10 protein-coding genes and 1 tRNA gene are annotated in these 13,637 nt (G+C 72.0%); 8 read left to right on the top strand and 3 right to left on the bottom strand.

Annotated elements, in window-relative coordinates:
• Positions 1 to 3 precede the first annotated feature (3 nt).
• The 5 genes from AC1DDU_RS00690 (at position 4) to AC1DDU_RS00670 (ending at position 7,134) form a co-directional block, all read left to right on the top strand.
• On the top strand, positions 4 to 1,971 hold the full coding sequence (locus tag AC1DDU_RS00690) for a DUF8034 domain-containing protein (protein ID WP_477430706.1): 1,968 nt from the start codon (positions 4 to 6) through the stop codon (positions 1,969 to 1,971).
• Positions 1,955 to 2,761 carry an RraA family protein gene (locus AC1DDU_RS00685; protein ID WP_477430705.1) on the top strand — a complete coding sequence of 269 codons (807 nt, stop codon included), beginning with the start codon at positions 1,955 to 1,957 and terminating at the stop codon, positions 2,759 to 2,761. The genes AC1DDU_RS00690 and AC1DDU_RS00685 overlap by 17 nt, the downstream gene beginning before the upstream one ends.
• Positions 2,731 to 3,660, top strand: coding sequence for an aldo/keto reductase (locus tag AC1DDU_RS00680; RefSeq protein WP_477430704.1), 930 nt, complete (start codon positions 2,731 to 2,733; stop codon positions 3,658 to 3,660). The genes AC1DDU_RS00685 and AC1DDU_RS00680 overlap by 31 nt, the downstream gene beginning before the upstream one ends.
• A complete protein-coding gene (locus AC1DDU_RS00675) occupies positions 3,657 to 4,460 on the top strand; it encodes an amidohydrolase family protein (RefSeq protein WP_477430703.1) in 804 nt (267 codons plus the stop codon). The genes AC1DDU_RS00680 and AC1DDU_RS00675 overlap by 4 nt, the downstream gene beginning before the upstream one ends.
• A gap of 61 nt (positions 4,461 to 4,521) precedes the next feature.
• Positions 4,522 to 7,134: a right-handed parallel beta-helix repeat-containing protein gene (locus AC1DDU_RS00670; RefSeq protein ID WP_477430702.1), complete on the top strand. Its 2,613-nt coding sequence runs from the start codon at positions 4,522 to 4,524 to the stop codon at positions 7,132 to 7,134.
• Positions 7,135 to 7,207: 73 nt separating this feature from the next.
• Here the strand turns inward: AC1DDU_RS00670 and AC1DDU_RS00665 are convergent, their stop codons facing one another.
• Positions 7,208 to 7,927: a GntR family transcriptional regulator gene (locus AC1DDU_RS00665; RefSeq protein ID WP_477430701.1), complete on the bottom strand. Its 720-nt coding sequence runs from the start codon at positions 7,925 to 7,927 to the stop codon at positions 7,208 to 7,210.
• Between the two features lie 51 nt (positions 7,928 to 7,978).
• Here AC1DDU_RS00665 and AC1DDU_RS00660 point away from each other — a divergent pair, with 51 nt between their 5' ends.
• Entirely contained in the window at positions 7,979 to 8,896 is a 918-nt protein-coding gene (locus tag AC1DDU_RS00660; protein WP_477430700.1) for an aldose epimerase family protein, read from the top strand.
• Here AC1DDU_RS00660 and AC1DDU_RS00655 read toward each other — a convergent pair.
• On the bottom strand, positions 8,893 to 9,753 hold the full coding sequence (locus tag AC1DDU_RS00655) for a helix-turn-helix domain-containing protein (RefSeq protein WP_477430699.1): 861 nt from the start codon (positions 9,751 to 9,753) through the stop codon (positions 8,893 to 8,895). The genes AC1DDU_RS00660 and AC1DDU_RS00655 overlap by 4 nt on opposite strands.
• Before the next feature lie 100 nt (positions 9,754 to 9,853).
• Here AC1DDU_RS00655 and AC1DDU_RS00650 point away from each other — a divergent pair, with 100 nt between their 5' ends.
• A complete protein-coding gene (locus AC1DDU_RS00650; RefSeq protein ID WP_477430698.1) occupies positions 9,854 to 12,937 on the top strand; it encodes a DUF5107 domain-containing protein in 3,084 nt (1,027 codons plus the stop codon).
• A gap of 6 nt (positions 12,938 to 12,943) precedes the next feature.
• Here AC1DDU_RS00650 and AC1DDU_RS00645 read toward each other — a convergent pair whose 3' ends face one another.
• A complete protein-coding gene (locus AC1DDU_RS00645; protein WP_477430697.1) occupies positions 12,944 to 13,447 on the bottom strand; it encodes a MarR family winged helix-turn-helix transcriptional regulator in 504 nt (167 codons plus the stop codon).
• A 117-nt stretch (positions 13,448 to 13,564) separates the two neighbouring features.
• On the opposite strand from AC1DDU_RS00645, the gene AC1DDU_RS00640 reads away from it, so the two are divergent.
• Positions 13,565 to 13,636: transfer RNA gene (locus tag AC1DDU_RS00640), tRNA-Gln, on the top strand.
• Position 13,637: the final 1 nt, after the last annotated feature.

The following is a 13,637-nucleotide window of genomic DNA, read 5'->3' as shown; positions in this document are numbered from 1 at the left end:
GGCATGCAGACACCAGACCAGTTCGCGACACCGCTGCGCGCAATCCCCGCATGGGCGGTGCTGGAGCGCCGGCTCTTCGACGAGATCGAGAGCGCGTGGCCGCGGTTCGCAGAGCGCTTCTGCGAGGCGGACGGCCGCCTCCGGTTCACCGGTGGCTTCGACGACCGCGACGGCGTCGACGACTTCTACGAGCCCTTCTTCAACTGGCCGGCCTTCTACCTGCTGGGCGGCAGCGACGGCATCCTCGAGGCTGCCAAGCACCACTGGCGCGGCGTGACCGCGCAGCTGACCGAGGCGGGAATGCTCACCGGCGAGTACGAGAACGGCTACGACTGGTTCCACCAGGGCGAGTCGCTGATCTTCTTCTATCTGCTGTGCGCCGCCGACCCTGCCGACCCCGCGTTCCGGGAGCGTGCAGAGCGTTTCGCGCAGCTGTATCTGGACCCCGCGCGCGGCAACTACGACCCGCAGCGCAACATCATCCGAGCGGCGCACAACGGTGCGCTGGGTGCCCTGGAGGGCCTGGGGCCGCAGTGGCAGAGCTACTCGGCCGACCAGGAGAACATGGCGCCCTACGGCCTGCCGATCGAGGGGATCCCCGGAATCGGGAGCTGGGACGACCTGCGCGATCCTGCGCTGGCCGACCGGATGGGCTCGGAGATGCAGCACCGCGCCGCGGGCGATGTCGCCGTGAACCTCGCCGCGACCAGTCTCGTGGTCAACAGCTGGCTCCACGATCCACGACCGGAGCTGGCCGAATGGGTCGTGCGCTACACCGACGGCTGGCGCGCCCGCGCCGAGGCGAACGACGGGCTGATGCCCGACAACGTCTCGCCCGGCGGCGAGGTCGGCGGGCTGCAGGACGGCCGCTGGTGGGGCGGGCACTACGGCTGGACGTGGCCGCACGGTCTGCCCTCGGTCGGCATGGCCGCGCTCATCGGGGCGATCAATGCCGCCTTCATCACCGGCGACGATGCGTACCTCGATCTCGCGCGGACGCCGCTGGACACCGTCATCGCCCACGGGCGCCGGGGTTCGGTGGCCGACGAGCCGATGAGCCTGCAGGCGAACTGGCTGAGCAGGCTGGGGGAGGATGCCGCGACCGAGGCGCTGCTGGTGCCGCACCGTCACGGGCTCGACGGGTGGTTCGACTTCGGCCCGATGCCGCTCGAGCTGCCGACCTGGCTGTGGTGGTTCTCGCAGGACGAGGGCGACCTCGCGCGGCTGCGCGAGCTCATGGGCTCGTTCCCGGAGGACTCGCGGGACGTGAAGCCGTTCCGCGACAAGGCCGAGGGCGGGCACGAGCTGCCGTGGCTGACGTTTCTCGCAGGCGACAACCCGGACTATCCGGAGCGCGCGCTGTCGATGGCGCTCGGCCAGCTCGCCCGGCGGCGGGCGCTGGTCGAGGCAGAGGACCCCGATCCGCAGACGGTGCACATCCACTTCTGGCAGCGCGTGCAGCCGGTGGTCACCGAGGTCCTGCAGCAGCTGATCGGCGGTGCGCCGCAGGTGCTCTACAACGGCGGGCTCCCGTTCACGGCCGTCGCCTACGCCGACCCGGAGCGCGCCAGGCCCGGCCTGCCGCCGGATGTTGCGGCGCTCGTCACCGGCATCGAGAAGGATGCCGTCGACCTCGAACTCGTGAACACGTCGCTCGCCGACGCGCGCACGGTGCGGGTGCGCCCGGGCATGTTCGGCGACAGGGACATCGCCGCCGTGCTGATGCGCGAGGAGCTCGGCGGCGCGTACCCGGGAAGCCCCGTGGCGTACACCAGCACGCCCGGTGCGCCCCGGACGCGCGAGATCGCCGTCGACGCGCCGCACCTCGACGTCGCGCTTCCCGCGGGCCACGGCGCCCGCCTCCGGCTCATCTTCACCGGGCGTGTCCGCACGCCGCGCCACTGGACTCGCGAGGACGTCACCGACGCCCCTCCGTTCGTTGAAAGGACGACACATGACCCAGCCGACTGAGAACGTTCCCGCACAGGGCGCCGCGCGTCCCGCGATCGACCTGCCGATCCGCGGCGGGGCCTGGAGCCGTCCCCCCGTGGAGGAGTGGGAGGCCATGCAGGAGATCGGCTCGGCCACCGCCTGCTCGAAGCTGCACCAGCTCGGCGTCCGCCGGACGTTCGTCGACGGTCCGCGGCCGCTCGTGCCCGGGCAGAAGGTCGTGGGCTCCGCACTGACCCTGCAGTTCATGCCCCAGCGCGAAGACCTCGCATCGGGTCTCGCGCAGGAGTACGTCGAGCGCCACACCGCGCTGTGGGCGGTCATGGAGACCGTCCAGCCGGGAGACGTGCTCGTCATCCAGGCCTACGGCGATGCCTTCTCGGGCTGCATCGGCGACATCCTCGCCCGCTACTTCCAGCGCAAGGGCGGTGCCGGCATCGTCGTCGACGGGCGGATCCGGGATGCCGGCCGCATCCGTGAGCTCGGCATCCCCGTGTGGTGCACCGGTACGACCCCGCACTACGCATCGCAGTCGGGGCTCTTCCCTTGGGCGTACGACGTGCCGGTGGCGGTCGGCGGCGCGTTGTGCCTGCCGGGTGACTTCGTGGTCGCCGACGACGACGGCCCGGTGATCGTGCCGCAGAACCTCGCCCCCGAGGTGCGCCAGGCGGCCAAGGACCACCAGGACTGGGAGGTGTTCTCGCGCGAACGTCTGAACGCCGGCGCGCGACTGAGCGACTACTACCCGCTCACCCCGGACTCGCGAGCGGAGTACGAAGCGTGGCGAGCGGCGTCGGCCCCCGTCCGCTGAACCCGGGCCCGTCGCAGATCGACGGGCTGGGTCTGGGCTGCGCGCCGATCGGCGATCTGTTCACCGCGGTGACGGAGGACGACGCCACGGCGACCGTGCGCGCGGCCCTCGACGCGGGTGTCGCGTTCTTCGACACGGCCCCGCACTACGGTGCCGGGCTCAGCGAGCGTCGCCTCGGCGTCGCGCTGCAGGGAGTGGAGCGTGACGCGGTCGCCGTGGCCACGAAGGTGGGACGGCGGATCCTGGACGCCGACGGCATCGTCGTCGGCCCCGGGATCGGGGTGCGCACCGAACCGGATCTCAGCGCCGACGGCGTGATGCGCTCGCTGGAGGCGAGCCTGGCGCGGATGGGACTCGACCGTGTGGATGTGCTGTACCTGCACGATCCGGACGACGAGGACCGTGCACTGGCCGAGACGCTTCCGGCGATGGCGCAGCTGCGCGCCGAGGGCGTCGTCGGCATGATCGGCGTCGGGATGAACTTCTCGGCGCCGCTGACCCGCTTCGCCCGTGAGTTCGACCTCGACGTCGTGATGGTCGCCGGACGCTACACGCTGCTCGACCGCTCCGCCGCCGAGGATCTGCTGCCGGTCGCAGTGGCCCGCGGCACCCATGTGGTCGCGGCAGGCGTGTTCAACACCGGCATCCTGGTCGACCCGCGCCCCGGCGCCCCGTACGACTACCGCCCGGCGCCTGCCGAGCTGCTCGCGCGGGCCCAGCGGATGCAGCACACCGCCGGGGCCGCAGGTGTGCCGCTGTCCACCGCCGCGGTGCAGTTCCCGCTGCGCCACCGCGCCGTCGGAAGCGTCGTGGTGGGGGCGAGGACGCCGGACGAGGTGCGCTCCTTCGTCGACGATGCGCGGCGGCCGGTGCCCCCGGAGCTCTGGGGCCGGCTGTGACGCCGGTCCTCGTCGACGCGCATGTGCATCTGTGGGATGCCGACGCCTTCGCGCTGCCGTGGTGGCGTCCGGACCTCGGTCTGGCGCGCCGCCGCGACGCCGACGACCTCGCGGCCGCGCAGGCGGGCGTCGGGACAGTCGGCAGCGTCGTGGTGCAGGCGGCGCACACGCCGCGGGAGCGTGACTGGCTGACATCCCAGCTGCGCGCCGTCGAGATGTCGGCCCTCGTCGCCCAGCACGACCCCGCCGCGGACCCTGCCGGCCTCGCCCACGACCCGCCGTTTGCGGGCGTCCGGCTGTCGCTGAGAGCGGCGGCGGCCGACTGGCGTTCGGTGCGCGGCGTCGGCGCGGTGCTGCGACGGGCCGAGCAGATCGGGGGTGTCGTCGAGCTGCTGTGCCGCCCCGACCAGCTGGTGTGCGCGGCATCCGTCGCTGAGACTCATCCCCGGGCGACCTTCGTCCTGGACCACCTCGGTCTCGGCGCGGATGAACCCGACGCTCGGTGGGCCCACGGGATCGCCGCCCTGGCACGCCGGAGCAACGCGATGGCCAAGCTCTCGGGGCTGTTCGTCCCGGGGGAGGGGAGCGAGCGCGTCCAACGAGCGGCAGGGCTCGCGTGGGAGCACTTCACGCCGTCGCGCGTGATGTTCGGCAGCGATTGGCCGATGTCGGCGCGCGTCCTGGACTATGCCGACGTCCTCGAGCGGACGGATCGGCTCATGGTGGGGCTGACCGCGGCGGAACGGGACGCGGTCTGGGGAGCGAATGCTCTGCGAACCTATTGGCACGTTAATCGATAATCGCTAATCTATTCCCGATCGCTGAGATCGCGCTTCGCCATCGCCGTCGAAAGGACTCCCCATGCCCCTGCGCATCCGTGCCCGATTGCCGATCGCCCTCGTGGCGGCCGCGGCGCTGCTGATCCCGGCAGCTCCCGCCCTGGCGGCCCCCACGCCTCCCACGAGTGAGATCTTCGTCTCGCCGTCCGGTTCCAACGGCGGCCGGGGGACCGAGGCGTCGCCGTTCCGCACGCTCGAGAAGGCCCGCGCCGCGATCCGTGTCATGAACGCCCAGGGCACGTTGCCCGCCGGGGGAGTGACGGTCATCCTGCGCGGCGGCGAGTACGTGCGCGACGCCAGCTTCACGCTCGGCGCGCAGGATGGCGGAACCGAGGCCGCGCCCATCACCTACCGCGCGTACCCCGGAGAGTCGGTGCGCCTGACCGGCGGTGCCGCGCTCGACGGCGACCGCTTCGTCCGCGCGACCGCCGACGGTGTCGGAGCGCGGCTGCGACCCGAGGTGCGCGATCGCATCGTGCAGTACGACCTCGCGGCCGACGGCATGACCGATCTCGGCGGCATCCTGCAGACCGGCTACGGGCTGCCGCGCGGCGACGAGCCCGCCGAGATCTTCTTCGACGGCAGCCCGATGGTGCTCGCGCGCTATCCGGATGCCGGCACCTTCGCCCGCGTGGGGAACGTCGTCGATCCGGGCGGCAACCCCCGCCAGGTGCTCGGCGGCAATGCGACCACTCGGCCGCTGCCAGAGGTGTACGACCACGGCGCGACCTTCACGTACACCGACGACCGGCCCGAGACATGGGCCAGCACCGAGGGCGCGTGGATGTACGGGTACTGGTACTGGGACTGGGCGGACGGGAATCTCCCCATCGCCTCTGTCGACCCCGCCACCGCCCAGATCACCACCGGCTCGGCCTCGCACTACACGGTGCGTTCCGGCCAGCGCTATTACTACTACAACGTCCCCGAGGAGCTCGACGCGCCCGGCGAGTACTACCTCGACCGGGAAGGGTCGAAGCTCTACTTCCTCCCGCCGGCCGACCTCTCCGGCAAGAAGGTCGACCTGTCGCTGCTCACCGACCCGGTCGTCGTCATCGACGGGGCCTCGCACGTGCGCTTCGAGGGCATCCAGATCGGCAACACCCGCGGCGACGGCGTGGTGGTCCGCTCCGGCGACCACAACGCTATCGAGCGTGCTGTGATCGCGGACCTCGGCGGCTGGGGCGTGCGCATCGAGGGCGGCTCCGACAACGTCATCCGCGACAGCGAGATCACCCGGGTCGGGCACGGCGGCGCCTTCGTCGGCGGTGGCGACCGCGCCTCGCTCGCGGCGGCCGGCAACGCGGCATCCGGCAACACGATCCACGCGTTCAGCCGGCTCGCGCTCACCTACAACCCCGGCGTGATGCTCTCGGGCGTCGGCAACACCGCCGGCGACAACCACATCTTCGACGCACCGCACCAGGCGATCGCGTTCGAGGGCAACGACCACGTCATCGAGTACAACGACGTCCACGACGTCGTGAAGGCGACGGCCGACTCGGGCGCAATCTACACCGTGCGCAACTGGAGCTGGACCGGCACCGTGATCCGCTACAACTACGTGCACGACGTGGGCGGCAAGGGTGCTCCGGGCAATGACCAGGAGGGCATCTACCTCGACGACCTCACCAGCGGCATCACCGTCACCGGCAACGTCATCGCGAACGTGCCGCGGCCGTTCCTCATCGGCGGCGGTCGCTCGAACGTCATCGAGAACAACCTCATCGTCGGCAGCGCGCATGCGTTCTCGCTCGACAACCGCGGTCTCGGCTGGGCCGGCGGTCACTGCGCCCCTGGCGGCGGCATGGAGCAGTCGCTGAAGGCCATGCCCTACTCCGAGGAGCCGTGGGCGAGCAGGTACCCATGGCTGGTGACGCTGCTGCAGGACCAGCCCTGCGTGCCGAAGTACAACTCGGTCCAGCGGAACGTCTTCAGTGGGAGCCCCGCCCCCAGCATCGCGAAGGAGGCGGTGCAGACCGGCACGGTCGCGGACAACTGGGTCGCCACCGAGGATCTGCGCTTCGTCGATCAGGTCAACGGCGATCTCACGCTCGCGCCGGACTCTCCGGTGTTCGCGAAGGTGCCCGGGTTCGAGCAGATCCCGTTCGAGCGCATGCGCAAGTCCACCCAGGACGCGCTCGATCTCGGGCTGACCGGCTGGTCGGGCACGGGGCATCCCAGCACCGCGCAGGTGCATGGCGGCAGCAACAGCCACACGCTGGTGGCGGACCGCGAGCTCCTCACCCACTACACCGGGGCCCCGCGCACCGACGCGACGGTGACCGCATGGTTCTACGACGATGCGGCCGACTCCTCGCTGCAGGTCGCGGTCAACGCCGGCATGGGCGACACCGGGACGCTCTACCGCGCGCTCGGGGTCGCGACGCCGACGTCGGCGACGCACTACGCGTACCGCGTGGGAACGAGCTTCGTGGCGACCGACGTCGCCCGCAGCACGGGGTGGCACAAGTTCGAATGGGTCTACTCGGCGAGCGGTCTGACGATGAAGATCGACGACACGGTGGTGGCGCAGGATGCCGCGAGCACGCAGTTCGATCGTGTGCAGCTGGGCGACTGGTGGGCCGACAACCGCAGCGGGAACGTCTACTTCGACGACGTCAGCATCGACTGACCGCAGATGAGAAGAGACCGCCCGCGCCTCACGGCGCGGGCGGTCTCGGACGTGGATCCCGCAGGATGCGCGGCTATGTGGGATACACCGCACGGGCGGCCGCGATCGTCCGGTCGATCGCCGGGCCGATGGGGTGCTCGGGCTTGGTCGCCAGTCCCATGGCGTGCCCGACGAACAGGTCGACTGCGCTCTCGGCGTCTGCCTCGTCAAGCGCCCCGATGAGCTGACGGTGCATCTCGGCGACCCCATGCCAGTCGCCGTCGTACATCGGGTCCGACAGCACGTGCATCGACCGGAGGCTCGGCTCGACGATGTCCCACATGCGGGGAAGGTACGTGTTGCCGCTGGCCTCGATCATGCTGCGGTGGAACTCGAAGTCGCGCTCGCGGAACGAGGCGATGTCGTCGCGGTCCGCGGCGTCGTGCATCGCTGCCACCAGCTGCTCGAGGCGCGCGCGCGTGTCGTCGTCCAGGCGGCCGTGCAGCAGCCGCGCGGCCATGCCTTCCAACGCCATGCGAGCGATGCGCGCGTCGTCGGCCTCTTGCTTGGAGTACTCGGCCACGAAGCTGCCGTGGTGGCGCACGTGGGTGATCAGCCCGTCGTGAGTGAGGCGCTTGAGCGCTTCGCGGACGGGTGCCTGGCTCACGCCGAGGCGGCGCGCGAGCTGGGATTCGACGACCTGTTCGCCGGGCTTGAGGACGGAATCCTTGATCATCGACCCGACGAGCTCATAGATTCGGTCGGACAGCAGCCCGCGATCCAGCTCGAGCGGCGTCTCCGTGGATTCTGACACGACCCATCCAATCGGTTATCGGTAATCGCTAGCCCAGTCTAACCTGGTGAGATGCCCTTTATCCGCGCGCGTCGCCCTGCGCTGTTCGAACTCGCCATGGGCGGGGTGACGGCGACCGTCTCGTCCCGCGGCGGGGCTCTGGTGGCAGCGGACGTCGATGGAGTCGCCATCGTCGAGCCCACCGTCACGACGCATACAGGTCCCGGCGCGGCCGGTCTCGTCCTCGCGCCGTGGGTGAATCGCGTCGAGGATGCGTGCTGGGAGCACGACGGGATCGTGCACCGGCTGGAGGTCACCGAACCGGCCACCGGGCACGCGATCCACGGACTGCTCGCCACGCGGGACCTCGAGCTGCGGGAGCGTGCTCCCGGCCGTGTCGTGCTCGGATGCCTCATCGACGGCGCCCCCGGCTACCCCTTCCGCGTCGACGTCGAGGTCTCCTACGACGCGCTGGCCGACGGCATCCGCGTCGAGATCGCCGCCGTGAACGAGTCCGCCGTCCCGGCGCCGTTCGCCGCCGGGCACCACCCCTACCTCCGTATCGGAGACGTTCCCACCGCCGAGCTGACGCTCACCGTGGACGGCGATGTCGAGCTCGGGTTCGACGAGGCGTACATCCCGCGGACCCGACGCGACGTCGCCGCCACCGACGCAGACCTGCGCGCCGGGGTGCGGGTGGGCGGGGGCGACCGGCATGCGTGCTACGCGGCATCCGGTCCGCCGAAGCCGCTCGTCCACCGGCTCCACGCTCCCGGGGGCCCTCGCCTGGAGATCCTCGCCGATGCCGACCTGCGATGGACGCAGCTGTACGTCGCGCCGGCGCTGCCGACCGACGACGGCCCGCGGCGCGCCATCGCCATCGAGCCGATGTCGGCGCCGCCCAACGCGCTGCGCACCGGGGAGTCGCTGACCTGGATCGCCCCGGACGCGCACTGGAGCGCCGGCTTCGAGCTCCGACTCAGGCGCTAGGAGTCGCGGTTGCGGTAGGCGCGGGGACTCATCGCGTGGTGGCGACGGAACGCGCGGGAGAAGACGAACGGATCGTCGTAGCCGAGCTCCCGGGCGATGTCGGCCACCGGGGCGGCGGTGCCGTCGAGAAGCCGGCGGGCTCCCGCCATGCGCAGCGACGCGTGGTGGGCGAGCACGCCGCCGCCGGTCGCGCGCCGGAACAGCGAGGTCAGATGCGAGGGGGAGAGGTTCACCAGCGCGGCGACCTCCGCGACGCGCACCGGCCGGTCGACGCACTGCGCGAGGTAGTCCATCGCGCGTCGCACCGGGTCTCCGGGCGCCGGCAGCAGGCGGTCGCCGGCGATCACCGTGCCGAGGGCGAACGCCGCGCCGGAGGCGAGCATCAGCCGCGGCCACGACTGGTCCTCGGCGAGCGTCGCGATCATCTCGTCGATCAGCGCGATCGGCCGCTCCGGTCGGTGCAGGGGGAGCACCGGCGCATCCGGCGTCGCCCCGGTCGCCCGCATGAGCTCGGCGACGGCCTCGCCGCGCAGATGGCACCACCACACCGTCCAGGGATCTCCGTCGGAGGCGCCATAGGAGTGCCGTGCGCCGAGCGGGATCACGAAGGCGCTTCCCGCGGCGACGTCGAAGCGCCGGTCGCCCAGGCGCAGCCACCCGCTGCCGGCGCTGCAGACGACGAGGATCGTCTCGTCGGCGCCGCGCGGACGCGTCACGCCGTGGTCGGCGGCATCCGGGAAATGCCCGACATCGGTGACGGTGAGGCGGCGGGTGACGTCGCGCTGCAGCGCGGCCTCGACGACCGGACGCGGCACGACCACCAGGCGCTGGCGGGTGAAGCCCTCGGCGATCGGCATGAGCCGATTCTCGCTCGCGCCGGGTCGGATCGTCGAATCTGCCAGGTATGACGGCGGAAACGCCATTCCCGCACCGAGCGCGGTCCGTTGGGATGGACAGGTGACCGACGACGCCATCTCGCTGCCCGACGCTCCCGACGACCTGCGCGCGCGCCTGGAGGGCGGCGCCGCGATCGCGTGGCGCGAACCCGTCGAGATCCGCACCTACGAACCGCGCGAGCCGGATCGGTTCCCGATGTATTTCGACCGCCGGGTCTACCAGGGCTCGAGCGGCCGGGTCTATCCGCTGCCGTTCACCGACGGCATCCAGCAAACGCCCGTCGCACGCCGCTGGGACGCGATCCACCTCGAGAACCGCTGGATCCGGCTCATGGTCATGCCCGAGCTCGGCGGGCGCATCCACATCGGCTACGACAAGGCGGCCGGCAACGACTTCTTCTACCGCAACAACGTCATCAAGCCGGCGCTGGTGGGGCTGGCGGGCCCGTGGATCTCGGGCGGCGTCGAATTCAACTGGCCGCAGCACCACCGTCCGGCGACGTTCCTGCCGGTCGAGACGTGCATCGAGCAGGGCGACGACGGCTCGGTGACGGTGTGGTGCTCCGATCACGACCCGTTCACGCGCATGAAGGGCATGCACGGCGTGCGGCTGCATCCCGACCGCGCCGTCGTCGAGCTCGTCGGGCGCCTCCACAACCGCACCGACGAGCCGCAGACCTTCCACTGGTGGGCCAACGTCGCCGCGCCAGGGCACGACGCGTACCAGGCGTTCTTCCCCACGGACGTGCGGTACGTCGCCGATCACGCCCGGCGCGCCATCACGTCGTATCCGGCCGCCGACCGGCCATACTACGCGGTCGACTACCCCGCGCGTCATGCCGACGGCGGCGACCGTCTGGACTTTCCGCGCAACATCCCGGTGCCGACGTCGTACATGATCACCGACACCGAGGACGACTTCTTCGGCGGGTACGACCACCGCGCACACGCCGGCTTCGTGCACGTGGCCGATCGCTTCGTCGCCCCGGGCAAGAAGCTCTGGACGTGGGGCGAAGCCGAGTTCGGACACACCTGGAACCGCCACCTCACCGACGCGGACGGGCCGTACATCGAGCTGATGGCCGGGGTCTACACCGACAACCAGCCCGACTTCGCGTGGCTGGAGCCCGGCGAGACGAAGGCGTTCTCGCAGGCCTGGTACCCGATCCAGGAGATCGGGACGGTGCAGCAGGCGAACCTCGACGCCGCCGTGCATCTCGCGTCCACGACGGACCGCATCGACCTCGGCGTGTGCGTCACCGCCGTGCGCGCGGGGGTGCGGGTCTCGGTGACCGTCGCGGGCGAGCGCGTCTACGACGAGCAGCTCGACCTCGCGCCGGGTCGCCCGCTGGTGCGGACCATCGCCGCGGCGGTGGGCGGTCCCGAGACGGTGGAGGTGACCGTCGTGCACGAGGGGCGGATGCTGCTGGCCTGGCGTCCGCGCATCGGCGAGGCCGCCCCGCCGTGGGTGGCCGAGGTGCCCGACCGGCCGGACGCGATCGCCACGGCCGAGGAGTTGTACCTCACCGGCGTGCACCTGCAGCAGTTCCGGCATCCGACGCGTTCGCCTGTGCCGTACTGGGAGGAGGCGCTGCGACGCGACCCGGGCGATGCGCGCTGCAACCTCGCGCTGGCGTGGCACCGATACGAGCGCGCGGACTACGCGAGCGCGCAGACCCACGCCGAGCGCGCGCTCACGCGCCTGACCCGTCGGAATGCGAACCCGCGCGACGGCGAGGCGGCATACCTGGCTGGGCTCATCGCACAGCGGCAGGGCCGGCGGGGCCGCGCCGACGAGCTGTTCGCGAAGGCCGCCTGGGACGAGCGCTGGCGCGCCGCCGCATCCCTGCACCGCGCCCGACTCGCCGCCGCGGAGCAGCGCTGGGACGAGGCGCTCCGCCTCGCGGACGAGTCGCTGGCCCGCCGCCCCGACGACTCCCGCTCGCTCGCCGCGCGGGTCGTGGCGTTGCGCGCGCTCGGGAGGATGACGGATGCCGCCGCCGCCCTGAGCCGGTGGCGTGCGCGCGATCCGCTCGACCAGACGATGCGGGCCCTGGGCGGAGAGGCGTACGCGTCGGACGGGCGCACGATCCTCGACGTCGCGCTCGAGCTGCACCGATCCGGCGATGTCGGCGCCGCCATCGCCGTGGCGTCACGAGCGGCCGCCGCACCCCCGACGGCGGCCGGCAGCGTCGCGCCGATCGCCCACTACCACCGCGCCTGCATGCTCGACGCGCTCGGCCGCGGCGACGAAGCCGCGGCGGCGCGCGGCGACGCGCGCCGGGCCGACCCTACCCGGTGCTTCCCATCGGGACTGGACGATCACGACGCCCTGCGTGCCGCGCTGCGGGCCGACCCCGCCGACGCGCGTGCCGCGGCGCTGCTCGCGCTGCTGCTGGTGGACCGGGGGCGCGAAGTCGACGCGCTCCCGCTGTGGGAGGCGGCTTTCGCACAAGGACTGTCGGATGCCGTGGCCTGGCGCACCGCGGCCATCGTCGTCTACAACCTGCGCGGTGACGCCGCGACCGCCCGGCAGTGGTACGCCGCCGCGGCCGCCGTCGACCCTTCGGCACGGCTCGTGTACGAGCAGGACCAGCTGCTCGCGAGGCTCGGTGTACCCGCCCACGAGCGTCTGGCCCTCCTCGAGGCGCGATCCGATGCGCTCGCGGACGGCCGCGACGACCTCACCGTGTCGTGGTCGCGCCTGCTGGTCGACTGCGCTCGCCCCGCCGAAGCGGTGCGCGTGCTGGAAGCCCATCGGTTCTCACCGTGGGAGGGCGGCGAGGGGCAGGCCATCGCGGCGTGGGAGAAGGCGCTCGCCGCCGTCGGCGACGGCGCCCGCGAGCGCGGGGACCTCGAGGAGGCGATCGCGTGCGCCGAGCGCGCGATCCGGCTGCCCCCGTCGCTCGGCGAGGTGCGGCATCCGCTCACCGACACGCGCGCCCTGCACGAACGGTGGGCCGTCCTGCTGGAGGCCGCCGGGCGCCCCGACGAGGCGGCACGCGTCCGCGCCGCCGCCGTGCGCAGCGAGGTCGAACCGGTCGCGGCGTCCGTGGACGACGACGAGGTGGACTTCTTCGCGACGTCGCTGCCCGATCTGCTGCTTTTCACGCGGACGCCGGCCGCCGGGCCGGCGCAGGCGTGAGCGCCGTCACGCGGCGGAGTCGAAGCCCAGGCTCAGCTTGCGCAGCAGCCCCGCCAGGCGCTCGCGGTCGGCGCGCGAGAGGGACTCCAGGAGGACGGCCTCGGCGTCGACCAGACGCGTGATCGCGGCATCCACGCGGATCCTGCCCTCGTCGGTGAGAGTGACCAGGACGCTGCGCCCGTCGTCGGGGTCCGCCTCGCGGCGCACGAGTCGGCGCCCCACGAGCCGGTCGATGCGGTTGGTCATGGTGCCGCTGGAGACCAGCGTCTGCAGCAGCAGCTGCTTCGGGCTCAGCTGGAACGGCTCGCCTGCGCGGCGCAGCGCGGACAGCACGTCCCACTCCCAGGGCTCCAGCTCGCTGCGCTTGAACGCGTCGCGTCGCGCACGGTCGAGGTGGCGGGAGAGCCGGTCGACGCGGGAGAGCACCCCCAGCGGCGAGAAGTCGAGATCGGGGCGCTGCGTGGTCCAGGCCTCGACGATGCGGTCCACCTCGTCGCTCTGCGCCGTCATCCCCCTATTATCCGGGCGGATGCCGCGCCGCGCCGCACTGCGGGCCGCCGAGCGGCCCGCTTCCGAGCGGGAGCGGGTGCGCCGTCTGGCAGACTTGACGGGCCGCGGAAGCGGCGGTCCGCCGTGGTGTAATGGCAGCACGACAGCCTTTGGAGCTGTGAGGCCCAGGTTCGAGTCCTGGCGGCGGAGC

Source organism: Microbacterium sp. 05T445 (assembly GCF_056395865.1).
Note: the sequence above shows the minus strand (reverse complement) of the source record. Positions and strands in the feature narration are given on the sequence as shown.

Bases quoted from the DNA above. Each gene is read 5' to 3' on its own strand.
- AC1DDU_RS00690 (WP_477430706.1), top strand. From the start codon at position 4: ATGCAGACACCAGACCAGTTCGCGACACCGCTGCGCGCAATCCCCGCA.
- AC1DDU_RS00685 (WP_477430705.1), top strand. From the start codon at position 1,955: ATGACCCAGCCGACTGAGAACGTTCCCGCACAGGGCGCCGCGCGTCCC.
- AC1DDU_RS00670 (WP_477430702.1), top strand. From the start codon at position 4,522: ATGCCCCTGCGCATCCGTGCCCGATTGCCGATCGCCCTCGTGGCGGCC.
- AC1DDU_RS00660 (WP_477430700.1), top strand. From the start codon at position 7,979: ATGCCCTTTATCCGCGCGCGTCGCCCTGCGCTGTTCGAACTCGCCATG.
- AC1DDU_RS00655 (WP_477430699.1), bottom strand. From the start codon at position 9,753: ATGCCGATCGCCGAGGGCTTCACCCGCCAGCGCCTGGTGGTCGTGCCG.
- AC1DDU_RS00645 (WP_477430697.1), bottom strand. From the start codon at position 13,447: ATGACGGCGCAGAGCGACGAGGTGGACCGCATCGTCGAGGCCTGGACC.